This window comes from Curtobacterium sp. MCJR17_020 (genome assembly GCF_003234365.2).
Lineage (GTDB): Bacteria > Actinomycetota > Actinomycetes > Actinomycetales > Microbacteriaceae > Curtobacterium.
In genome coordinates, this window is record NZ_CP126260.1 from 1,653,842 (window position 1) to 1,676,602 (window position 22,761).

The window sequence follows — 22,761 nt, forward strand, 5'->3', positions numbered from 1 at the left end:
CGGGGGACCGGCGGCAGCGCCCGTGGTCGGGATCGTGGGCGCCGTGCTGGCTGTGCTGGCCGGAGGGAGCGCGATGATCGCTGGTCGTCGTCGACCGGGCCGTCGCTGCCGCACCGTGACCGCCTGCGCCGGCCTGGTGCTCGTCGCGGCGGCACTGACCGCGGTGCTCGCGGTGTCGGTCACCGTGGGGGAGACCCGACGAACGCCGGAGGTGCTCCGGGCCCTCGCCTCCGGGTCGGGCACCGTCTCGTTCGACGCGGCTCTGTCGCGCGACCTGGGCCCGGGTGACCGCTCCGTGCTCGCGACGCTCGAGCGTGCCGACACGGTACGTGCGCTGCGCGTACCGGTCCGGCTCGTGCCGCCGGGCGACGGTGCGCTCGTCCCGGGCGACGATCACGACCGGGTGCTCGCCGCGGGCACGCGGGTGACCGGCACCGGGACATTCGAGGCCGACGTCCCCGGTTCCGCGACCGCGTTCGTGCTGTTCCTCCGGGGTGTGCACGCCACCGAGCCACCCGGGGGACTGCTCGGAGCCACCGACGCCGCCCGCCGGGCCTTCGTCCGTGCGACGGCCGAGCTGCCCGAGCCCGGAGCCGCGCTCCTGCGCGGACTGGCGATCGGCGACCGGTCCGGTCTCGACGCCGCGACCGAGGCAGCGATGGAGACCTCGGCGCTGACCCACCTGACCGCGGTGTCCGGGGCGAACTGCGCGGTGATCGTCGGCCTCGTCGTGGTGGTCGGGCGACTCTGCGGGATGCCTCGGGGGCTCCGGGCAGCGTCGGCCGTCGCCGTGCTGCTCGCGTTCGTGGTGCTCGTCCGGCCCGACCCGTCGATCGTCCGGGCCACGGTGATGGCGGTCGTCGTGTTGGTCGTGCACCTGTCCGGCCGCCCCGTGCGCGGCGTGCCGCTCATCGCCCTGGCCACGATCGGCATGCTGGTGGTCGACCCCTGGTTCGCACGGTCGTTCGGGTTCGCGCTGTCGGTGCTCGCCACGACCGGCATCGTGGTGCTCGGGCCACCGCTCACAGCGCTGTTCGCCCGGCGGCTGTGGCCCCCGCTCGCCGCCGCCCTCGCGGTGCCGGTGGCGGCGCAGGTCACCTGCTGGCCCGTGACGATCCCGCTGTCGGCGGCGCTGCCGACCTACGCGGTGCCGGCGAACCTGCTGGCCGAGCCCATGGCACCGATCGTCACCGTCGTCGGCCTCGGTGCGTGTCTGCTCGCGCCGGTCTGGCCGTGGGGCGGTTCGGTGCTCGCAGCCGTCGCCTGGGCCCCCGCGTCGGCGGTCGGCGGCATCGCCCACGGCGCAGCGCTGCTGCCGTACGCGTCGGCGCCGTGGCCGGGTGGGACCGTCGGGGTGATCGGCGCCGTCGTCGTCAGCGCGTGCCTCGCGGTCGCCGTGCTGAGCACTCCGACGGTGCGGAGCCGCCTGCTGCTCGTCGCGGGAGTCGTCGTCGTGGTCGGCGTCGCCGCCGTCGCGGTTCCCGTACTGGTCGTGCGCGGTACCGTTCCGGGCAACTGGGCGGTCGCGGCGTGCGACGTCGGACAGGGTGACGCCGTGCTGGTCCGTGGCGGCGACAGCACGGCCCTGATCGACACCGGGGACGACCCGGACCGTCTCCGGGTCTGCCTCGACCTGCTGCGGGTCCGCCGGATCGACCTGCTCGTCCTCACGCACTTCGACCGCGACCACGTGGGGGCGGTCGACGAGGTCGCGGGCATCGTCGACACCGCACTCGTCGGACCCGTCGGCCGTGCGTCGGACAGCCGCGTCGTGCAGGACCTGCAGCGCGGTGGCGTCGACGTCCGGCAGGCCGACGACCGGGTGTCCGGTGTGCTCGGGCCGCTCGGTTGGCGCGTGGTGTGGCCGCGGGCGGACAGTCCGGACGCCGGCAACGACGCGAGCATCGTGCTCGTGACCGAACCGCTGCCGGGGAACGACTGCCCCACGTGCCTGTCCGGGGTGTTCCTCGGCGACCTGGGGGAGACCGCCCAGTGTCGGGTCCGCTCCGGCAGTGCACTCCCCGACGGGCCCGTCGACGTCGTGAAGGTCTCGCACCACGGTTCGGCGGACCAGGACCCGCTGCTGTACCGGCAGCTCGCGGCCCGCGTCGGACTCGTCGGCGTCGGCGCGGACAACACCTACGGCCACCCGACACGGTCGGCGCTGTCGATGCTCGCATCGTCCGGGACCGCCGCGTACCGGACCGACGAACTCGGCACCGTCGTGGTCGCTCGGACGGCCACCGACGACCTGCGGGTGTGGACCGAGCGCACGCCGTCGGTGGCCGCCCGTAGGATCGTCGGAGCACTCGTCGCACCGGCACCGTCCGCGTCGGCACCACCGGAAGGACCGCATGCCCGCCAAGAAGCCCGCGCGCGCCGCAGCGAAGATCGACCAGGTCCCTTGGTCGGGGATCCGCCCGGCCCCGGTCGTGCTCGTCACCGGGCCCGAGGCGTTCCTGGCGGACCGGGCCAGCAGCGTGCTCAAGGACCTGCTCGTGGGCGAGGACCCGGCGCTCGAGGTGCACGATCTCGAGGCCGACCAGTACGCTCCCGGGCTGCTCGCGACCCTCGCCAGCCCGTCGTTGTTCGGCGAGCCGCGACTCGTGCGGGTCACCAACGTCGAGAAGTGCACCGACGCCTTCATCACCGAGACCATCTCGTACCTGCAGGCCCCGGCCGACGACGTCACCCTGGTGCTCCGGCACGGCGGCGGGGTGCGCGGCAAGAAGCTGCTCGACACGATCCGCAGCGGGGTCGGCGGTGGGGTCGAGGTCCTGTGCGACGAGCTCAAGCGCGAGACCGACCGCATCGACTTCGTGAACGCCGAGTTCCGCGCCGCCCGACGCAAGATCGCGCCGTCGGCGGTCCGCACCCTCGTGGTCGCCTTCGCGGACGACCTGGCCGAGCTCGCCGCTGCGTGCCGGCAGCTCCTGGCGGACGAAGCGCAGGAGATCACCGACAAGGTCGTCGACAAGTACTACGGCGGTCGCGTCGAGACGAACGCGTTCAAGGTGGCCGACATCGCCTTGGCCGGACGGTCCGCTCCGGCGATCGTCGAGTTGCGGCATGCCCTGGCCACGGGCGAAGCACCGGTGCCGATCGTCGCGGCGTTCGCGAGCAAGATCCGCACGATGGCGAAGGTCAGCGCGTTCCGCGGGCCGAGCGGTCAGGCAGCGTCGGCGCTCGGCATGGCCCCGTGGCAGGTGCAGCGCGCGCAGCGTGACGTCGCCTCGTGGAGTGAGACCGGTCTGGCGAACGCGATCACGAGCATCGCCGAGGCGGACACCGCGGTGAAGGGCGGCTCGCGCGACGCGCACTACGCACTCGAGGTCATGGTCCGCACCATCGCCCGACGCGGCGAGGTGCGCTGAGGCGACCCGCGCCTCCCGGTCGTGCGCCGAGTGAGCCCCCTGAAGTCCCCGCACACGACGAAGGCCCCGCACACGACGAAGGCCCCGCACCGAACGGTGCGGGGCCTTCGTGCAGCGCTCAGGAGATCAGAGCGACGCAACCTTCTTCGCGATGGCCGACTTGCGGTTCGCGGCCTGGTTGCGGTGGATGACACCCTTGCTCACGGCCTTGTCGAGCTTCTTCGACGCGGTGGCCAGGGCGGCAACGGCCTTGTCCTTGTCGCCAGCGGCAACGGCGTCGTTGGTGTGACGGATGAACGTCTTCAGCTCCGACTTGTAGGCCTTGTTGCGCTCGGTGGCCTTGAGGTTGGTCTTGATGCGCTTGATCTGCGACTTGATGTTCGCCATGTGTAGCTCCTGCTTCGTCTCGTACGGGTGGGCGCGACCGCGGGGTAGAGGGGCCCTCGGTCGCATCGCGTTCCACCCGTGGGCGGGGAACGCGCAAGCCAGCCACCAACATTACCAGGCGAACGGCCCGCCACCAAAGCACGAAACACCGCCGGATCGGCGTGATCTCGCGGCAACATGCACCGGATACGGTGACGGGCATGCCATCCCTCGCACCTCGGATCGACACCGTGCCCGCCTCCGGCATCCGGAGGGTCTTCGAGCAGGCAGCGCTGCTGCAGTCCGCCGGCACCACGGTCACGATGCTCGTGATCGGCGAACCGGACGTGGCCGTGGCGCCGCACATCGGTGACGCGGCCCGTCGCGCGTGGACCGAGGACCGCACCGACTACACGCCGAACGGCGGGATCGCGCCCCTGCGCGAAGCGATCCGCGACAAGCTCCGCCGCGAGAACCGCATCGAGGCCGACCTCGAACAGATCTGGATGACGATCGGTGCGACGCAGGCCCTGTTCCAGGCGATGACGCTGACGCTGAGCCCCGGGGACGAGGTCCTGGTGCCGGACCCCGGCTACACGACCTTCACGATGAACGCGCACATCCTCGGGGCCACGCCGGTGCCGTACCGGCTCGAACCGCAGCACGGGTTCGAACCCGACCTCGAGGCACTCGAGGCGAGCGTCACCGAGCGCACTCGCGTGCTCGTGGTGAACTCGCCGTCGAACCCGCTCGGCTCGGTGTTCGGCGAGGACACCCTCCGCGCGCTGCTCTCCTTCGCGAAGCGGCACGACCTCTGGGTGATCAGCGACGAGGTCTACGAGTACTTCACCTACGGCACCCGCCACGTCAGCCTGGCTGCGCTCGACGAGGACGACCGGGTGTTCTCCGCGTTCTCGCTGAGCAAGACCTACGCCATGACGGGTGTCCGGGTCGGGTACCTCGTCACGCCGAAGGGCCTCGGGCCGACGATGCGCACCACGCAGGAGGCGATGATCAGCTGCGTCGCCGAACCCGACCAGTACGCGGCGCTGGCGGCGATCGTGGGGGACCACTCCGCGGTGCGCGACGCCCGCGAGCACTACCGCGCGAACCTCGAGGTCGCGAAGGAGGTCCTCGACGCCGCCGGCATCCGGTACCTCGACCCACGCGGCGCCTTCTACCTCTGGGTCGACGTGTCGCACGCCTCGGACGGCGACGTCGCGGCGTGGGCGCTCGGCCTCCTGCAGCGCGAGGCCGTCGCGGTCGCGCCCGGCAGCGCCTTCGGCCGCACCGGCGAGGGCTGGATCCGCGTCTGCCTGGCCGCCACCCCCGACGACCTGCGTCGCGGCCTGGGCGCGCTGCCCGCACCGGCGCACGCCTCCGTCTGACGCTCGGCGCGTGCGGCCGGGAGGCCCGCCCCGCGTCCGCCACGCATCGCACCGTGCGAGGTCTGGTCACGTTCCGTGCCCGGTTCCGGATTCCGTGCGAGGTCCCGCCCCTCGCACGGAATCCGGAACACCGCACGACGAAACGGCGTCGCACGGTGCGCCGCACGCACGAACTCGCACCGACCTCGCACCGTGCGAGCCGCGCTGCGCGACGCCGGCACGCAAGCATGGGAGACTGGGCCGACCGTCCGACCCACCTGAGGAACCGTGAGCCCACAAGCATCCGCTCCGCTCGAGCCCGCCGCGACCCCGGCCGGCGCGATCCGCAACTTCTGCATCATCGCGCACATCGACCACGGCAAGTCCACGCTGGCCGACCGCATGCTGCAGATGACCGGTGTCGTCGAGGAGCGCGCGATGCGCGCGCAGTACCTCGACCGCATGGACATCGAGCGCGAGCGCGGCATCACGATCAAGTCGCAGGCAGTCCGCATGCCGTGGGAACTCGACGGTGAGACCTTCGCGCTCAACATGATCGACACCCCCGGGCACGTCGACTTCTCGTACGAGGTCTCCCGTTCCCTGGCGGCGTGCGAGGGCGCGATCCTGCTCGTCGACGCCGCCCAGGGCATCGAGGCGCAGACGCTGGCGAACCTGTACCTGGCGCTCGAGAACGACCTCGAGATCATCCCGGTGCTCAACAAGATCGACCTGCCGGCGGCCGAACCCGAGAAGTACGCGGCCGAGCTCGCGCAGCTGATCGGCGGCAAGCCGGAGGACGTCCTGCGGGTCTCCGGCAAGACGGGCGTCGGCGTCCCCGAGCTCCTCGACCTGGTGGTCCGGCGTGTGCCGGCACCGGTCGGCGACGTCGAGGCCGCGCCGCGCGCGATGATCTTCGACTCGGTCTACGACAGCTACCGCGGCGTCGTGACCTACATCCGGATGATCGACGGCTCCATCAAGCCGCGCGAGAAGGTCCAGATGATGTCGACCAAGTCGACGCACGAGATCCTCGAGATCGGGGTGTCGAGCCCCGAGCCGATCCCGACGAAGGGGCTCTCCGTCGGCGAGGTCGGGTACCTGATCACCGGCGTGAAGGACGTCCGCCAGTCCAAGGTCGGCGACACCGTCACGAGCGCGCAGAAGCCCGCGACCGACGCCCTGCCCGGCTACACGGACCCGAAGCCGATGGTGTTCTCGGGCCTGTACCCGATCGACGGGTCGGACTACCCGGACCTCCGCGACGCGCTCGACAAGCTCAAGCTCTCCGACGCGGCGCTGGTCTACGAGCCCGAGACCTCCGTGGCGCTCGGCTTCGGCTTCCGCTGCGGGTTCCTCGGCCTGCTGCACCTCGAGATCATCACCGAGCGGCTCTCGCGCGAGTTCGGCCTCGACCTCATCACGACCGCGCCCAGCGTGATCTACGAGGTCACGAACGAGGACAACTCCGTGACCGAGGTCACGAACCCGTCCGAGTTCCCCGGCGGCCGCATCGTCGAGGTCCGCGAGCCCATGGTCCGCGCGGCGATCCTCGCGCCGAAGGACTACGTCGGCGCGATCATGGAGCTGTGCCAGTCGCGCCGCGGCTCGCTGCTCGGCATGGAGTACCTCGGCGAGGACCGCGTCGAGATCCGCTACGAGATGCCGCTCGGCGAGATCGTGTTCGACTTCTTCGACCAGCTGAAAAGCAAGACGCAGGGCTACGCGTCGCTCGACTACGAGCCCATCGGCGACCAGGCGGCCGACCTCGTCAAGGTCGACATCCTGCTGCAGGGCGACCAGGTCGACGCGTTCAGCGCGATCGTGCACCGCGACAAGGCCTACGCCTACGGCACGCTGATGACCGAGCGGCTGCGCAAGCTCATCCCGCGCCAGCAGTTCGAGGTCCCGATCCAGGCGGCCATCGGCGCGCGGATCATCGCCCGCGAGAGCATCCGCGCGATGCGCAAGGACGTCCTGGCGAAGTGCTACGGCGGGGACATCACCCGCAAGCGCAAGCTCCTCGAGAAGCAGAAGGAGGGCAAGAAGCGCATGAAGACCATCGGTCGGGTCGAGGTCCCGCAGGAAGCCTTCATCGCCGCGCTCTCCGGCGACGTCGAAGAAAAGAAGAAGTAGCGCGCGTCGCGCCGGGCGCCGGGCGCCGTCAGCGGAGGCGTGCGGCGCGGGTCCGCAAGGCGGCCAGGCAGAGGGCCGGGAGGCTCGCGGCGGCCAGTCCCGCCAGCGCGGTCCGCAGGATGGTCCAGCCCGCAGCCGCGGCGAAGTCGTCCTGCGCCCCCGCGGCGATCCCGGCGAGCACGGCACCGACGGCCATCGTGAGCGTCACGGCGGCGAGCAGGCGCGGCAGTCGCGCCGCGCGGTGCCGACGGACCGCCACGACCAGGGTGGCTCCGAACAGCAGGACACCCGTCCCGGCGCAGCACGCACCGACGCCAGCGATCACGTTGGCGGTGTCGAAGGCGTCCCACTGCGCGGCCGGCACGGCGACGTACCGCGTCGACGAGCCGATGCTCGCCGTCGTCGCGTCGACGAGGACACGCGCGAGTGCGGCGGCGCCGAAGGCGACGAGCGTGAGCGCGGCGAGCGTCGCGGTCCGACGGTCGACGGACCGCCAGGGCGCGGGGGTGGAGCGGGGCACGCTGCAACGATAGGGGCGCTGCGGGCGGGTGTCGGGCCTCCAGTTCGGGGTGCACGCGAACCGGACGACGCGGCCCGGGCGACGCGACCTGAGCGGTGATCGGTTCGATCCGACGGGGCAGGCGCAAGTAGGCTGGCGGCATGAGCATCCGCGGGAGCTACCGGACCGCCCTGACCTACGGCGCGGTGGGGGCGACCCAGGCGTCGGACCTCATGACGTACCCGCCCGAGGGGTTCACCCCCACCGAGTCACGTGCTCGGATCGGGCACGGCGACCAGCGGTTCGAGACCGCGGTGACGCAGGCCCTGACGTGGCAGATCCAGGAGCGCAGCGGTATCCGCGTGCGCGTCGAGGAACAGCCCGACGACGACGAGGTCCGGTACAACCCGGTGACGTTCGACGACGACGGCGTCCCGATCGCCCCCGCCTCGATCGGCACGCCCCGGGTCGAGAAGTTCGCGCCGGACGGCACCCCGCTGGTGACCGCCGGCACGTCGGCGACGCTCACGATGCACGCCTTCGGGCGGACGGTGCAGGCGCCCGTCCGGGTCGTGTCGATCATCGACGAGCACGACCGCAAGGGCTTCGCGTACGGCACGCTCGAGGGGCACCCGCTCTCCGGCGAGGAGTCGTTCGTCGTCGAGCGCACGTCGGACGGCTCCGTGTGGCTGCAGATCCGGCAGTTCTCGCAGCCGTCGAGCCGGAAGTGGCAGTTCGTCGCGCCGCTGCTGCGTCGGCAGCAGAAGGTGATGGCGGAGCAGTACCTGGCGGCGCTGCGGGGCGACTAGCGGCGAGCGCGTGCTTGCGTGCGCGTGTGCTTGCGCGCTGGGTCAGCGCAGCGGCGGCAACGCCGCGATGGCGTCCTCGATCAGGGCGGCGTCGACCCGGCAGTCGCGCGCGACCGTGACCGCGTTGGTGGCCCGCAGCGCCTCGACGTCGAACACCCCGGTGGCGACCGCCAGGAAGGGGATGCCGGCGGCGTCCGCAGCCTCGCCGTCACGCGGGGTGTCGCCGACGATGACGGCGCGGGTGCCGGCGAGCTCCGCCGCCGCGCGGGTGGTGACGTCCGCGCGCTCCACCTCGGTGTCGCCGAAGTAGGAGTGGTCCCAGTCGAACAGGCCCTCGTCGAACCCCGCACCGGCCAGCTTGACGCGGGCGCGGTACTCGGAGTTGCCGGTGAGCAGACCGTTCCGCCACCCGAGCTCCGCGAAGCGGGTGAGCAGCGCGGTGGCACCGGGGACGGGGGACCGGTGGTCGCCCGAGGCGTGCCGCTCGGCGGTGAGGTCGCGCAGGTGCCCGCTGACCGTCGGGATGATCGTGTCCTCGAACGCGTGGGCACGGACGTGCTCGGCGATGAGCCCGGCATCGGTCCGACCGTGCTGGTGCCCGACCCGCAGGGTGAGGTCGCGGCCGACCGCCCGCTCGAGCGCCAGGTGGTAGAGGTTGCCCGGGGACGACGCGTTCATCACGAGGGTGCCGTCGATGTCCCACAGGACCGTGGTGGGGACGGGGTGGTGCTCCATGCGTCCATCATGACGGACAATGGACTCCATGCCGAGTGCTCTCCCGATCGCCGATCCGGCACCCGCTGACGGACTGATCGTGCCGCGAGCGGCGGCGGGCTCCGCCGCCGGTTCCGACCCGGCGGCCGTGCCGTTCGGGGTCTACGTCCACGTGCCGTTCTGCCGGGTGCGCTGCGGCTACTGCGACTTCAACACGTACACGGCGTCCGAGCTGCGCGGCGTGCGCCGCGACGACTACGCCGGCCACGCCGTGCGGGAGATCGAGTGGGCCGCGACCGTGCTCGACCGCTCCGGCGTCCCGCGTCGGCCCGTGTCGACCGTGTTCTTCGGCGGCGGTACCCCGACGATGCTGCCGGCCTCCGACCTGGCGATGATCCTGCGGGCCATCGACGACACGTGGGGGATCCTGCCCGGCGCCGAGGTCACGACCGAGGCGAACCCGGACTCGGTCGACGCGTCCTCGTTGCAGACACTGCGCGAGGGCGGGTTCAACCGGATCAGCTACGGCATGCAGTCGGCCGTCCCGCACGTCCTCGCGACCCTCGACCGCACACACGACCCGTTGCGCGTGCCGGTCGTCGTCGACCTCGCGAAGCAGCAGGGCCTCGACGTCTCCCTCGACCTCATCTACTCGACGCCGGGGGAGTCCCTCGACGACTGGCGCACCTCGCTCGACGCTGCCCTGGCCTGCGAGCCCGACCACGTGTCGGCGTACTCGCTCATCGTCGAGGACGGCACCGCGATGGGCCGCATGGTGGCGCGCGGGGAGCTCCCCGCCCCCGACGACGACCTGGCCGCCGACATGTACGAGCTCGCCGACCAGGTGCTCGGGGACGCCGGGTACTCCTGGTACGAGGTGTCGAACTGGGCCCGCGTCGACGCGGACGGCGGCACAGCGCGCCACGCGAGCCGGCACAACCTGTCCTACTGGAAGGGCCACGACTGGTGGGGTGTCGGCCCCGGCGCCCACTCCGCGGTCGCCGGCACGCGCTGGTGGAACGTGAAGCACCCGGCCGCGTACGCGAACCGGGTGCTGTCCGGCGAGTCGCCGGCCGCCGGGCGCGAGGTCATCGACGACGAGACCCGCTACGTCGAGCGCCTGCTCCTCGCCGCGCGGGTCCGCGGGGAGCTCGCGACGAGCGAGATCCGACAGGAGGCCCGTGGCCGGGTCGCGGGACTCATCGCGCGGGGTCTCGTGGACGGGTCGGCCGCGGTGCGGGGACGCATCGACCTGACCCTGCAGGGTCGCCTGCTGGCCGACGCGGTGGTGCGGGAGCTGCTGGACTGACCGGCGTCCCTACTGCTTGATGAACTCGATCGACAGGGGGTAGCGGTAGAACTGCCCCTGGTTCGCCGCGACGGCCGCCAGGATGCCGAAGACGACGGTCAGGACGGCGACGATCGGGAACAGCACCAGTCCGATGACCACGACGCTCAGCACGCCGCACGCGACGTACGCGATCGCCACGGTGATGTGGAAGTTCAGTGCGACCCGGGTGTGCTCGCGGATGAAGCCGCCGCGGTCGCGCAGCACCAGGTAGGCCACGAGCGGGGCGACGAAGTTGAAGAAGATCCCGCCGATGTGCGTCAGCGTGGCCCAGAGGCGCTGGTCCTCCGGGCTCATCGGCTGCGGCGGGGTGTACCCGCTCGGGTACTGGGGTCCGTTCGGGTTCTGCGGGCCACCGGGCTGCTGTCCGTAGGTCATGCCGGAAGCGTATCGGGGGTGCAGTCGTGCGGGCGTAGGATCAGCAGTCGACACGTCCGAGTGCCAGGTCGACCAGGAAGGAGCGCTCGTGGTCAGTGAACGCAGCCTCGAGGTCCTGAAGGCGATCGTGCGCGACTACGTGGCGTCCCGCGAACCGGTCGGCTCCAAGACGATCGTCGAGCGGCACGCCTTCGGCGTCAGCGCCGCCACGATCCGCAACGACATGGCCCTGCTCGAGGACGAGCAGCTCATCGTCGCCCCGCACACCTCGTCCGGCCGTGTGCCGACCGACAAGGGCTACCGGCTGTTCGTCGACCACCTGGCCGCAGCCCGGCCGCTGACGAGCGCCCAGCGGCACGCCATCGAGACCTTCCTCGGCGCCCCGAACGACCTCGACGAGGTCCTCGGCCGCACCGTGCGCCTGCTCAGCCAGCTCACGAACCAGGTCGCCCTGGTGCAGTACCCCTCGATGGTGCGCGCCCGGGTGCAGCACGTCGAGCTGGTGCGACTCGGCGACGCCCGGCTCATGGTCGTGCTCATCACCGACACCGCCCGGGTCGAACAACGCGTCGTCGAGACCGACGTCGCGCTCGACGAGCCGCTGCTGACCGAACTCCGGACCGTCCTGAACGGCGCGGCCGTGGGACTCCTGCTGCAGGACGTGCCCACCGCGCTCCGTGCGGTGCCGCAACAGCTCCGGCCCGACGCCCAGACGCTCGGCGGGGTCGTGGTGGCGACCCTCATCGAGCAGGTCGCGGCGAACCGGCAGGACCGCCTGGTGATGGCCGGCGCCGCCAACCTGGCGAAGAGCGAGCAGGACTTCTCCGGCGGCCTCTTCCCGGTGCTCGAAGCGATCGAGGAACAAGTCACCCTGCTCCGGTTGTTCGGGGAGATGCAGGTGGACGACATCGCGGTGGCGGCCAGCATCGGCGTCGAGAACGCCGAGTACGGGCTCGACGCCACGAGCATCGTCGCCGGCGGGTACCTCGCCGGTGGCGGCGAGGTGGCACGCCTGGGTGTCCTGGGACCGACCCGGATGGACTACGGCACGAACATGGCCGCCGTCCGGGCCGTCGCACGGTACCTGTCCAAGCTCTTGGGCGAACACTGATCGACTGCAACACCGACCGACCGACCGAACACAACCGACTGAGGGATACGTGGCAGACCACTACGACGTCCTCGGCGTCCAGCGAGACGCCTCCGATGCCGACATCAAGAAGGCCTACCGCCGCCTGGCGCGTGAGCTCCACCCGGACGTGAACCCTGCTCCAGAGGCAGCCGAGCGGTTCAAGGACGTCACGCACGCGTACGACGTCCTGAGCGACCCGGAGCAGCGGCGCCGGTACGACGCCGGGCCCCAGGCCGACAGCCCCTTCGGTGGCGGCGCCGGCGGGTTCAGCGACATCTTCGACGCCTTCTTCGGTGGCGGTGGCGGTGGCGGCCGGGGCAGTGGTCCCCGCAGCCGTGCCGAGCGCGGACAGGACGCCCTGCTCCGCATCGACGTCGACCTCGACGAGGTCGTCTTCGGCACCCACAAGGACGTCGAGGTCGACACCGCCGTCCTGTGCGAGACCTGTCACGGGTCGTGCTGCGCGCCCGGCACCAGCCCGCGCACCTGCGACATCTGCGGCGGGTCCGGCAACATCCAGCGCCAGGTCCGCTCGCTGCTGGGCAACGTCGTGACGAGCGCCCCGTGCGGCACCTGCCGCGGCTACGGCACCGTCATCCCGAGCCCCTGCCCGACCTGCCAGGGTCAGGGCCGCGTCCGCGCCCGTCGCACCGTGCCGGTCGACGTCCCCGCCGGCGTCGACTCGGGCCTGCGCCTGCAGATGCCCGGCCAGGGCGAGGTCGGCCCCGCCGGTGGCCCCTCCGGCGACCTGTACCTGGAGATCCGGGTGCGGCACGACGACGTCTTCAGCCGCGACGGCGACGACCTGCTCGCCACCCTCGAGGTCGCGATGACCGATGCGGTGCTCGGCACCACGACGACGATCGACGGACTCGACGGACCCGTCGAGCTCGAGATCCGTCCCGGGGTGCAGAGCGCCGACGTGCTGGTGATCAAGGACCGCGGCATCACGAAGCTCCGCGGGAGCGGCCGCGGCGACCTCCGGGTCGGCGTGCAGGTCGTCACCCCGACGAAGCTGTCGCACAAGGAACGCCAGCTCGTCGAGCAGCTCGCGAAGTCGCACAAGGCCTCGGCCCCGCAGCTCGCCCGGTTCCAGCAGGGCATGTTCGGCAAGCTCCGCGACCGCTTCTTCAACTTCTGATGGCATCGCTCTACGTCGTGGAGTCGCTCGACGGGGTCGCCGTCGGTGGCTCCGTGACGCTCGACGGGGCAGAGGGGCGGCACGCCGTGACCGTCTCGCGCGTACGGGTCGGTGAGACGTTGCGGCTCTCGGACGGACGGGGGACCGTCGTGTCCGGCGCGGTGGACGCCGTCGACCGCGACTCGCTGGTGTTGTCCGTGGCATCGCTGTCCGTCGACCCGCGGCCCGTGCCGTCGCTGACGCTCGTGCAGGCCCTCGCCAAGGGCGGCCGAGACGAGATGGCGGTGCAGGCGTCGACGGAGATCGGTGTGGACCGGATCGTGCCGTGGTCGGCCGCGCGCAGCGTCTCCCGGTGGGAGGGCCCGAAGGTCGAGAAGGGGCGATCGCGCTGGACGGCCATCGCGCACGAGGCCGCGAAGCAGGCGATCCGGTCGCGGGTGCCCGAGGTCGGGCCGCTCGTCACGACGGCGCAGCTCGTCCCCGCCCTCGGTGCCGGTGCTGCGGTGCTCGTGCTCGATCCCACCGCGACCGTGCGGCTCGCGACCTGGGAACCGACGGCGGACCTCGACGAGATCGCCCTCGTGGTGGGGCCGGAGGGCGGCATCGACGGCTCCGAGCTCGACCGGCTCGAGGCTGCGGGAGCGATCAGGGTCCGGCTCGGCGACAGTGTGCTGCGGACCTCGACCGCCGGTCCCGCGGCACTCGCGATCCTGCAGGCCGGACTCGGGCGCTGGTGAGGGAAGGCCCGAGGTCGGTCCTGCGTTCTACGATGGAGTCATGAGCACCAGCACGCCCAGCGTCTTCAGCAAGATCATCGCGCGCGAGATCCCGGCGACCGTCGTCGCCGAGGACGACCGCGTGATCGCGATCGAGGACATCGCCCCGAAGGCACCCGTCCACGTGCTGGTCGTCCCCAAGACCGAGCAGTACGCGAACGTCGCCGAACTCGCGGCCGGTGACCCCGACCTCCTCGCCCACCTGGTCGCCACCGCGCAGCGCATCGCCGACGAGCGCGCCGGCGGCCAGTTCCGTCTCGTCTTCAACACCGGCGAAGCCGCCGGTCAGACCGTGTTCCACGTGCACGCGCACGTACTCGCAGGTGAACTGCAGGAAGGCACCCTTGCCGGCTAACGAACCAGCACAGCCCACCACCGACGACGACCAGGTCGTCTCCGTCGCCCTCCAGGTCGACGGCATCGCCATGGTCCAGCTGCTCGGTCCCCAGGACCGGCTCCTGAAGACCGTCGAACGGCAGTACCCGGGCGTCAAGGTCGTCGTCCGCGGCAACGAGGTCACGCTCACCGGACCCGAGCGCGAGGTCGCGCGGGCGAAGGCGCTCGTCGACGAGCTCGTCGGCATGGTCAAGCGCGGGCAGGACATCGGCCCCTCGGACATCCCGATGTCGGCGCGCATCCTCGACGACGACCGCAAGCCGTCCGACACCTTCGGCACGCCGATCGTGTCGAGCCGCGGCAAGTCCGTCCGGCCGAAGACCGACGGGCAGCGCGCGTACGTCGACGCCATCGACGAACACACCATCACGTTCGGGATCGGTCCCGCCGGCACCGGCAAGACCTACCTGGCGATGGCGAAGGCCGTGCAGGCCCTGCAGCGGCGCGAGGTCACCCGCATCATCCTGACCCGTCCAGCGGTCGAGGCCGGCGAGCGGCTCGGGTTCCTGCCGGGCACGCTCACCGACAAGATCGACCCGTACCTGCGGCCGCTCTACGACGCCCTGAACGAGATGATGGACCCCGAGCTGGTCCCGAAGCTGCTCGCTGCGGGCACGGTCGAGGTCGCGCCGCTCGCGTACATGCGCGGCCGGACGCTCAACGACTCGTTCGTCGTCCTCGACGAGGCGCAGAACACGACCCCCGAGCAGATGAAGATGTTCCTGACCCGTCTCGGGTTCGGCTCGAAGATGGTCGTCACGGGTGACATCACCCAGGTCGACCTGCCGGGCAACGTGTCCGGGCTCCGGCTCGTGACGCGCATCCTCGGGACGGTCGAGGACATCCACTTCGCCCGGCTCGGCAGCGAGGACGTCGTGCGGCACACGCTCGTCGGCCGCATCGTCGACGCCTACACCGTCTACGACGAGGAGCGCCTCGCCGAGCAGGCCGGGCACCGTCCCGGTGGCCGGGGAACCGCGCCGGCCGGCAACCCCGACGGCGCCAACCGTGCCGAGCGCCGTGGTCGGCCGCCGCAGGACCGCCAGCGACCCCCGTACCCCCAGAACGACGCCCGAGGAGGCAACCGGTGAGCATCGAGCTCAACAACGAGTCCGGGGTCGAGGTGGACGAGGCAGCCATCCAGCGGCTCGCCGCGTTCGCCCTCGACGCGATGCACGTGCACGCGGACGCCGAACTCGCGATCGTCCTGGTCGATGAGGGCGCGATGGAGCAGCTGCACGTGCGGTGGATGGACGAGCCCGGCCCCACCGACGTCCTGAGCTTCCCGATGGACGAACTCCGACCGGGTACCGAAGAGGACCCCACGCCCGCCGGCCTGCTCGGCGACATCGTGCTCTGCCCGCAGGTCGCCGAGGAACAGGCGAAGACCGCCGGGCACTCGAGCACCGACGAGATGCTGCTGCTCACCTGCCACGGCATCCTGCACCTGCTCGGGTTCGACCACGCCGAGCCGGACGAGAAGGCCGAGATGTTCGGGCTGCAGGGCGAGATCCTGACGGCCTTCGCGGCCCAGCGCCGGGGTCGGTAGCCGATGCTCGTCGTCGTCGGTCTGCTCGCGGTCGCGCTCGGGCTCGTCGTGCTCGGCGGGCTCCTCGCCGCGAGCGACGCCGCACTCTCCGTGGTGTCCCGTGCCGACCTCGACGAGATCGCCCGCGGCAACAAGCGTCGTCGTGCGCTCGAGGCGATCGCGGACGACGTCGGCGCGCACGTCAACGCCCTGAACTTCTTCCGCGTGCTCGCCGAGACCGCCGCAGCCGTGCTCGTCACGATCGCCCTGGTGCGGGCGTTCGACAGCTGGTGGGTGGCGCTCATCGTCTCCGCCGCGATCATGACAGCCGTGTCGTTCGTGCTCGTCGGGTCGAGTCCGCGCAGCGTCGGACGGGCGCACGCCGAACGGCTGCTGGCGTCCACCGGCGGCCTGGTCCGTGCCGTCCGGATCGTGCTCGGTCCGCTCGCCGGTCTGCTCGTCCGGATCGGAGACCGCGTCACCCCGGGCCGCGGCCGCAGCGCCTCGACGGTGTCGAGCGAGGAACAACTGCTGTCCCTCGTCGACGAGGCCACCGAGAGCAACGTGCTCGAGGACGAGGACCGCGAGCTCATCCACTCGGTCTTCGAGTTCAGCGACACCCTCGTGCGCGAGGTCATGGTGCCGCGCACCGACATGCTCACCGTCGACGGCTCGGACACGCTCGCCGCGGGCATGGAGCAGTTCCTGGCCGCCGGGGTGTCCCGCATGCCCGTCACCGGCAAGGACAGCGACGACGTCCTCGGCGTCCTGTACCTGCGTGACGTTTCGCGGGCGCTGTACGAGCGTCCGGGGTCCGGCAGCGAGCGGGTCACCCGGCTGCTGCGCCCGGCCGAGTTCGTGCCGGAGTCGAAGGCCGCCGACGACACCCTGCGGCACATGCAGGTCGCGAAGAACCACCTGGTCCTGGTCGTCGACGAGTACGGCGGCGTCGCCGGTCTCGTCACGATGGAGGACCTCATCGAAGAGCTCGTCGGGGACATCTCCGACGAGTACGACCGCGCCGTGGTCGACCGGGTCGAGGTCGAGCCCGGCCTCTGGCGCATCTCGGCCCGACTGCCCGTCGACGAGCTCGGCGACCTGTTCGGCATCGAGCTCGACGACGACGACGTCGACACCGCCGGCGGCCTGCTCACCAAGGAGCTCGGCCACCTGGCGATCTCCGGCGACACCGTCACGGTGTCCGGCGTCGTCTTGACGGCCGACCGGGTCGAGGGCAAACGCCGCCACCTCATCACCGTGCTCGCCGAACGCACCGACGCCCTCGCGGGTGTCGAGGACGCCTTCGACGACACCACCACCACGACGGGAACCCCGCACGCATGACCGACTCCGACTCCACCCCGACCGCCTCGGGCACGCCCTACCGCGCGGGCTTCGTCTCGTTCGTCGGGCGTCCGAACGTGGGCAAGTCCACGCTGACGAACGCGCTCGTGGGCCAGAAGGTCGCGATCACCTCGTCGAAGCCACAGACCACCCGTCGCGCGATCCGCGGCATCGTGCACCGGCCCGACGGCCAGGTCATCATCGTCGACACCCCGGGTGTGCACCGTCCCCGCACCCTGCTCGGTGAGCGGCTCAACGACCTGGTGCAGTCCACCCTCGGTGACGTCGACGTGATCGGGTTCTGCGTCCCCGCCAACGAGCCGATCGGCCCGGGCGACCGCTTCATCAACGACACCCTCGACCAGTACCCGCGGGCCAGGAAGGTCGCGATCGTCACGAAGATCGACCGCACCTCGAAGGACAAGGTGGGCGAGCAGCTGCTGGCCGTCTCCCGGCTCCGCGACTGGGACTCGATCATCCCGACGTCCGGCACGAAGGGGCTGCAGCTCGAGGACCTCCTCGGCGAGATCACCTCGTTGCTGCCGGAGTCGCCCCAGCTGTACGACTCGTCGGCCGTGACCGAGGAGACCGACGAGGAGCGCATCAGCGAACTCATCCGCGAAGCCGCGCTCGAGGGCGTCCGCGACGAACTGCCGCACTCGCTCGCCGTCGTGATCGAGGACATCGTCGAGCCGGACGAGGACGACGACGCCGACGGACCCCTGCGCATCTTCGCGAACCTGTTCGTCGAGCGCGACAGCCAGAAGGCGATCGTCATCGGCCACAAGGGCGAGCGCCTGAAGGACGTCGGCTCCCGTGCCCGCGTCGAGATCGAGTCGCTGCTCGGCGGTCGGCACGTGTACCTCAACATCCGTGTGAAGGTCGCCAAGGAGTGGCAGCGTGACCCCAAGCAGCTCGGACGCCTCGGCTTCTGAGCGTCCGGCGGCAGGAGTCATCCACACGAGGGACGCGCCCGTGAGCCGAGCGCCGTACCGTGGACGCGTGTTCCGTCCCATGCTGCGCGCGCAGGTCATCACCGACGTCGTCATCGCCGTGGTGCTCGGCTCGCTCGTGCTGATCACCTCGGCGCGGGGCATGGACTCCCCGCTCGCGGTCGTCACGGTCGTCGGCATGACCGCTGCCCTCGCGCTCCGACGGCTGTCGCCCGGCCTCGCACTGGCCGTCGCCTGGGTGTTCGCGGTCTTCGAGATGGTCACAGGCCAGATGCCCGACCTGTCGAACGCCTTCATCGCCGCGGTGCTCTACACGACGAGCGCCTACGGCAGTCGGCGGGTGCGGCTGGCCGGGCTCGTCTCGGCCATCGTCGGGTCCGTCACCGCGGCGCTCTACATCGGCGTCGACGACTACCGGAACCGGTTGACGATCGAGACCGCGTCGACGCCGTTCCAGGAGTCGGTGCAGGTCACGGTCTCGTACTTCGCCGTCGTCCTGCTCCTGCTGCTGCTGCCGTGGTTGGCCGGACTCGTGGTCCGCACCCGGCGGTCGGCGAGCATGAGCCGGGAGGCCCAGCTGCTCGCCGAACGCGACGCCGCCCGTGCCGACCGAGCGGTCGCGGTCGAACAGGAACGCGTGCGCATCGCCCGCGACATGCACGACATCGTCGCGCACTCGCTCGCGGTCGTCATCGCCCAGGCGGACGGAGCCCGCTACGCGCTGAAGGCGGACCCCGCCGTCGCCGACCAGGCCCTCGGCACCATCTCGACCACCGCACGCCGGGCCCTCGGCGACGTCCGCGAGCTCCTCGGTGCGCTGCGGCACGAGCAGGGGACCGTCCCGACGCCGGAGATCGACGACATCGACCGGCTCGTCGGCGAGATGCGCCAGGTCGGCCTCGACGTCCGGGTCGAGCGCGAGGGCGATCCGACCGGCCTCCCCACCACGACGCAGCTCGCGGTGTACCGGATCGTGCAGGAGAGCCTGACGAACGCCTACAAGCACGGTGAGCCCGGCACCCCGGTCCACGCATCACTGACCTACCGCCCGGACACCGTCGAGATCGCGGTGGTGAACCGCCGCGCCGACGACGGCACCCGGGGTCCCGGCACCGGGCACGGCCTGGTCGGCATGCGCGAGCGTGCCACCATGACCGGCGGCACGATGACCGCCGGGGTCCGCGGCCCCGACTTCGAGGTCGCCGTCCGCATGCCCGCCGTCCCCGCCAGCGGGCAGATGCCCCGCGGACGCATCAGCCCGACCGCCGAGTCGACCCCCGCCCCGACCGCCAGTCCGACCGAGCAGGAGCGCACCGCCCGATGACCACCACCCCGCCGGCCGACGGCCGGATCCGCGTCGCCCTCGTCGACGACCAGGCACTCTTCCGCACCGGCATCCGGATGCTCATCGGCTCCCAGCCCGATCTGCACTTCGTGGGCGAGGCGGGCGACGGTGCCGAGGGCGTCGAACTCGTCCGGCGCACCCGACCGGACGTCGTGCTCATGGACGTCCGGATGCCCGTGATGGACGGCATCACGGCGACCGCGCACATCGTCGAGCAGGCCGGCACCGACGGCGCGAAGGTGCTCGTGCTCACCACGTTCGACTTCGACGAGGCCGCGGCGAAGGCCATCCGAGCCGGGGCGAGCGGCTTCGTGCTGAAGGACGCCGACCCCGAGTTCCTGCTCGCCGCCGTGCGGACCGTGCACGCCGGCACCGCGGTCTTCGCGGCCTCGGCGACGCGGGAGCTCCTGCGGCGCTACGACGACTCCGTCGAGCAGGCCGCGACCGTACCGGCGACGTTCGACGACCTCACCCCGCGCGAGCGCGAGATCTTCGACCTGGCGGCCCGCGGCTTCAGCAACAGCGAGATCGCGCAGCACGAGTACGTCAGCGAGGCGACCGTGAAGACCCACATCTCGCGGGTCCTGACGAAGCTCGGACTCCGCGACCGCGTGCGCCTCGTCGTGTTCGCGCACGAGCACGGGCTGGTGAGCAAGGCCGACTGAGGGACGTCATCCGATCGGATGACCCGTCCACAGGAAGTCGAGCCGAGCGGCTCATCCACAGGAGCCGCCCGACGGACGCGGGGCGGGCCTCCCGGCCGTCATGGTTGGTGCATGACCACCAGCCACGCTCCGATCATCCGACTCGACCACGTGTCCAAGCACTACGGCGACGCCGCGCGCCGGGTGACGGCACTCGACGACGTCAGCGTCGACATCGGCGCGGGGGAGTTCACCGCCGTGATGGGGCCGTCCGGGTCCGGCAAGTCGACCCTCATGCACGTCGCCGCGGGCCTCGACGCGGTGTCCGCGGGCCGCATCGAGATCGACGGGGTCGACATCACGGGGCTCGGCGACAAGGACCTGACCGAGCTCCGGCGCCGCCGGCTCGGGTTCGTGTTCCAGTCGTTCAACCTGGTGCCGACGCTCGACGTCAGCGAGAACATCCGGCTGCCGTTCCTGCTCGGCGGGCACAAGCCGTCGAAGGACGAGAGCGCGTGGATCGACCGCCTGGTCGACCAGCTCGGACTCGGCAACCGGCTGTCGCACCGGCCGCACCAGCTGTCGGGCGGGCAGCAGCAGCGCGTCGCCATCGCCCGGGCGCTCGCCTCGCGGCCCGCAGTCGTGGTCGCCGACGAGCCGACCGGTGCCCTCGACTCGCGCACCGGCCGTGACGTGCTCGCGATCCTGCGCGGGGCCGTGCAGGAGTGGGGCCAGAGCGTCGTCATGGTGACGCACGACCCCGTCGCCGCCGCCAACGCCGACCGGATCCTGTTCCTCGCCGACGGCCGGGTCGTCGCCGACCGCCCGGCGATGGACGCCGGCGCGATCTCCACCACGATGCTGGGGATGGAGGCGGCAGCGTGAACGGCGTCCGTTCCTTCGCCCCCACCGTGCTGGTCGCGGCGCTCGGCACCACGTTCGGCTCAGCACTCGTCATCGCCCCGGGCATCGTGACCGAGGCGCTCGGCGCCGCCGGGCTCGCCGACCTCGGGCCGGTCAGGGCGATCCTGTCCGTCGTCGGGTGGCTGTTCCTCGGCATCGCGCTGTACGTCGGCGCGATCGTCACCGCCAACACCTGCGCGACCCTCATCGCCGGGCAGACCCGCATCATCGCGCTGCAGCGACTCGTCGGTGCCACCGGCGCCACGCTCCGGGCCCGGATCACCCGGACCGGACTGGTCGTCGGGGTGCTCGGCGGACTGATCGGGGCCGTCGTGGGCACCGGGCTGTCCGCGGTGTTCGTGGTCGTCCTGCGCGGCAACGGGTTCCTGCCCGACACCGACTACACGCTCCTGCCGTGGGAGCTCGTGCTGCCCGTCGTGGCCGTGGTCCTGGCGACCTGGGGGGCCTTCGCCGCGGGCTCCCGCCGGGTGCTGACCGTCACTCCGCTCGAGGCGCTGTCCTCGAGCGTCGAACCGAGCCACGACGACGTCCGCTCCGGCACCGCCCGCAAGGTCTGGGCCATCGTGCTCATGGCCGGCGGCGCGGCGCTCATGCTCATCGGGCTCGCGGTCAGCGCGAGCTCGCCGATCGCGGTGCTGCCGGCTGCCCTCGGCGGGTTCGTGTCGTTCGCCGGCGTCGCCGTCGGAGCGACCATCGTGATGCCGCCGGTGCTGCAGCTCATCGGCCGGATCGGCTCGCACGACCCCGTCGTCCTGCTCGCCGGCCGCAACGCCATGCGTGCACCGGGCCGGTCCTCGCGGGCGACGATCGGGCTCGTCATCGGCGTCACCCTGCTCGTCACCTTCGCCGTCGCACTGGGGATCATGCAGCACGTGCTCGAGGCCCAGCTCGAGGGCATGGGGCAGGGCCAGACGACGACCGAGATGGTGCAGGCGCAGCGCGACTTCTTCGTGCAGCTGAACGCCGTCGTCAGCGTCATCGTCGGGTTCTCGGCCGTGATCGCCGCCGTCGGGGTCGTCAACGCACTGGCACTCGGGGTCCTGCAGCGCCGACGCGAACTCGGGCTGCTGCGGGTGCTCGGTCTCACCGGGGCGCAGGTGCGCCGGATGATCGTGACCGAGGCCGTCCAGATGGTCGTCGCGGCCGTCGCCTCGGGGCTCGTGCTCGGCACCTTCTACGGCTGGGTCGGCGGGCAGACGCTGCTCGGGTCGCTCGGCACCCCGGTCACGCCCGTGCTGCCGCCGCTCACCATCGGGATCGTGGTCGTCGGGGCGCTCGTGCTCGCGGTCGTCGCGACCATCGCGCCGGTGCGGCGCGCGATGCGCGTGCCCCCGACCGAGGCGCTCGCGGTCGACTGACGCGGCGCTCTGGTCGCACCACACGGCGGACGGGAGGCACGGTGCCAGCTGGCACCGTGCCTCCCGTCCGCCGTTCCGTGCGTCCACTGCCGCGCCGGCGCCCGCCACGCCGCTCGCCTTCGCCGAGGTTCCACGATCCGCAGCTCTCGGCGGCGCTGGCGACGCTTCGTGGAACCTCGGTGACCGACCGGCGGCATGTCGTGACCACTCGGGCGCCGACCACCGACGC

21 protein-coding genes and 1 pseudogene are annotated in these 22,761 nt (G+C 71.7%); 18 read left to right on the top strand and 4 right to left on the bottom strand.

Annotation, left to right across the window (positions count from 1 at the left end):
• Positions 1-658: 658 nt before the first annotated feature.
• Both DEJ14_RS19505 and holA read left to right on the top strand, forming a co-directional pair.
• Positions 659-1,735, top strand: a pseudogene (locus tag DEJ14_RS19505) (ComEC/Rec2 family competence protein); the annotation flags it as partial.
• Between the two features lie 619 nt (positions 1,736-2,354).
• Complete coding sequence (gene holA / locus DEJ14_RS07840) at positions 2,355-3,374, top strand: DNA polymerase III subunit delta (RefSeq protein ID WP_111085753.1); 1,020 nt, start codon at positions 2,355-2,357, stop codon at positions 3,372-3,374.
• A 126-nt stretch (positions 3,375-3,500) separates the two neighbouring features.
• Here the strand turns inward: holA and rpsT are convergent, their stop codons facing one another.
• A complete protein-coding gene (rpsT, locus tag DEJ14_RS07845; protein ID WP_111085752.1) occupies positions 3,501-3,761 on the bottom strand; it encodes a 30S ribosomal protein S20 in 261 nt (86 codons plus the stop codon).
• A 200-nt stretch (positions 3,762-3,961) separates the two neighbouring features.
• Here rpsT and DEJ14_RS07850 point away from each other — a divergent pair, with 200 nt between their 5' ends.
• Positions 3,962-5,128, top strand: coding sequence for a pyridoxal phosphate-dependent aminotransferase (locus DEJ14_RS07850; protein ID WP_111085751.1), 1,167 nt, complete (start codon positions 3,962-3,964; stop codon positions 5,126-5,128).
• Positions 5,129-5,395: 267 nt separating this feature from the next.
• Positions 5,396-7,243, top strand: a complete 1,848-nt coding sequence (lepA, locus tag DEJ14_RS07855; RefSeq protein WP_111085750.1) for a translation elongation factor 4 — start codon at positions 5,396-5,398, stop codon at positions 7,241-7,243.
• Between the two features lie 28 nt (positions 7,244-7,271).
• Here the strand turns inward: lepA and DEJ14_RS07860 are convergent, their stop codons facing one another.
• The gene (locus DEJ14_RS07860; protein ID WP_111085749.1) at positions 7,272-7,763 is read right to left on the bottom strand and encodes a hypothetical protein; all 492 of its coding nucleotides are present in this window, start codon (positions 7,761-7,763) and stop codon (positions 7,272-7,274) included.
• Positions 7,764-7,903: 140 nt separating this feature from the next.
• Here DEJ14_RS07860 and DEJ14_RS07865 point away from each other — a divergent pair, with 140 nt between their 5' ends.
• Entirely contained in the window at positions 7,904-8,551 is a 648-nt protein-coding gene (locus tag DEJ14_RS07865; protein ID WP_111085748.1) for a DUF1990 domain-containing protein, read from the top strand.
• Between the two features lie 42 nt (positions 8,552-8,593).
• Here the strand turns inward: DEJ14_RS07865 and DEJ14_RS07870 are convergent, their stop codons facing one another.
• Positions 8,594-9,286, bottom strand: coding sequence for an HAD family hydrolase (locus tag DEJ14_RS07870; protein ID WP_181437566.1), 693 nt, complete (start codon positions 9,284-9,286; stop codon positions 8,594-8,596).
• 28 nt (positions 9,287-9,314) lie between these two features.
• Here DEJ14_RS07870 and hemW point away from each other — a divergent pair, with 28 nt between their 5' ends.
• Complete coding sequence (gene hemW, locus DEJ14_RS07875; protein ID WP_111085746.1) at positions 9,315-10,574, top strand: radical SAM family heme chaperone HemW; 1,260 nt, start codon at positions 9,315-9,317, stop codon at positions 10,572-10,574.
• Between the two features lie 9 nt (positions 10,575-10,583).
• Here the strand turns inward: hemW and DEJ14_RS07880 are convergent, their stop codons facing one another.
• Positions 10,584-10,991 carry a DUF4870 domain-containing protein gene (locus tag DEJ14_RS07880; protein WP_258373291.1) on the bottom strand — a complete coding sequence of 136 codons (408 nt, stop codon included), beginning with the start codon at positions 10,989-10,991 and terminating at the stop codon, positions 10,584-10,586.
• 88 nt (positions 10,992-11,079) lie between these two features.
• On the opposite strand from DEJ14_RS07880, the gene hrcA reads away from it, so the two are divergent.
• From hrcA to DEJ14_RS07940, 12 genes are all read left to right on the top strand, one after another.
• Positions 11,080-12,102 (top strand): heat-inducible transcriptional repressor HrcA, encoded by a 1,023-nt coding sequence (gene hrcA, locus DEJ14_RS07885; protein ID WP_111085745.1) that lies wholly within the window; start codon positions 11,080-11,082, stop codon positions 12,100-12,102.
• A gap of 49 nt (positions 12,103-12,151) precedes the next feature.
• Positions 12,152-13,264, top strand: a complete 1,113-nt coding sequence (dnaJ, locus tag DEJ14_RS07890) for a molecular chaperone DnaJ (RefSeq protein ID WP_111085744.1) — start codon at positions 12,152-12,154, stop codon at positions 13,262-13,264.
• Complete coding sequence (locus DEJ14_RS07895) at positions 13,264-14,001, top strand: 16S rRNA (uracil(1498)-N(3))-methyltransferase (RefSeq protein ID WP_111085743.1); 738 nt, start codon at positions 13,264-13,266, stop codon at positions 13,999-14,001. The genes dnaJ and DEJ14_RS07895 overlap by 1 nt, the downstream gene beginning before the upstream one ends.
• A 40-nt stretch (positions 14,002-14,041) precedes the next feature.
• Positions 14,042-14,395, top strand: coding sequence for a histidine triad nucleotide-binding protein (locus DEJ14_RS07900; protein ID WP_111085742.1), 354 nt, complete (start codon positions 14,042-14,044; stop codon positions 14,393-14,395).
• Positions 14,385-15,527, top strand: coding sequence for a PhoH family protein (locus DEJ14_RS07905; RefSeq protein WP_111085741.1), 1,143 nt, complete (start codon positions 14,385-14,387; stop codon positions 15,525-15,527). The genes DEJ14_RS07900 and DEJ14_RS07905 overlap by 11 nt, the downstream gene beginning before the upstream one ends.
• Positions 15,524-15,985 carry an rRNA maturation RNase YbeY gene (gene ybeY / locus DEJ14_RS07910; protein WP_111085740.1) on the top strand — a complete coding sequence of 154 codons (462 nt, stop codon included), beginning with the start codon at positions 15,524-15,526 and terminating at the stop codon, positions 15,983-15,985. Before DEJ14_RS07905 ends, ybeY begins: the two co-directional genes overlap by 4 nt.
• Positions 15,986-15,988: 3 nt before the next feature.
• Positions 15,989-17,308 carry a hemolysin family protein gene (locus DEJ14_RS07915; protein ID WP_111085739.1) on the top strand — a complete coding sequence of 440 codons (1,320 nt, stop codon included), beginning with the start codon at positions 15,989-15,991 and terminating at the stop codon, positions 17,306-17,308.
• Entirely contained in the window at positions 17,305-18,243 is a 939-nt protein-coding gene (era, locus tag DEJ14_RS07920) for a GTPase Era (RefSeq protein WP_111085738.1), read from the top strand. Before DEJ14_RS07915 ends, era begins: the two co-directional genes overlap by 4 nt.
• A gap of 67 nt (positions 18,244-18,310) precedes the next feature.
• Positions 18,311-19,585, top strand: coding sequence for a sensor histidine kinase (locus tag DEJ14_RS07925; RefSeq protein ID WP_258373290.1), 1,275 nt, complete (start codon positions 18,311-18,313; stop codon positions 19,583-19,585).
• On the top strand, positions 19,582-20,271 hold the full coding sequence (locus tag DEJ14_RS07930; protein ID WP_111085737.1) for a response regulator: 690 nt from the start codon (positions 19,582-19,584) through the stop codon (positions 20,269-20,271). Before DEJ14_RS07925 ends, DEJ14_RS07930 begins: the two co-directional genes overlap by 4 nt.
• Before the next feature lie 111 nt (positions 20,272-20,382).
• Positions 20,383-21,135, top strand: coding sequence for an ABC transporter ATP-binding protein (locus tag DEJ14_RS07935; protein ID WP_111085736.1), 753 nt, complete (start codon positions 20,383-20,385; stop codon positions 21,133-21,135).
• The gene (locus tag DEJ14_RS07940; protein ID WP_111085735.1) at positions 21,132-22,532 is read left to right on the top strand and encodes an ABC transporter permease; all 1,401 of its coding nucleotides are present in this window, start codon (positions 21,132-21,134) and stop codon (positions 22,530-22,532) included. Before DEJ14_RS07935 ends, DEJ14_RS07940 begins: the two co-directional genes overlap by 4 nt.
• Positions 22,533-22,761: the final 229 nt, after the last annotated feature.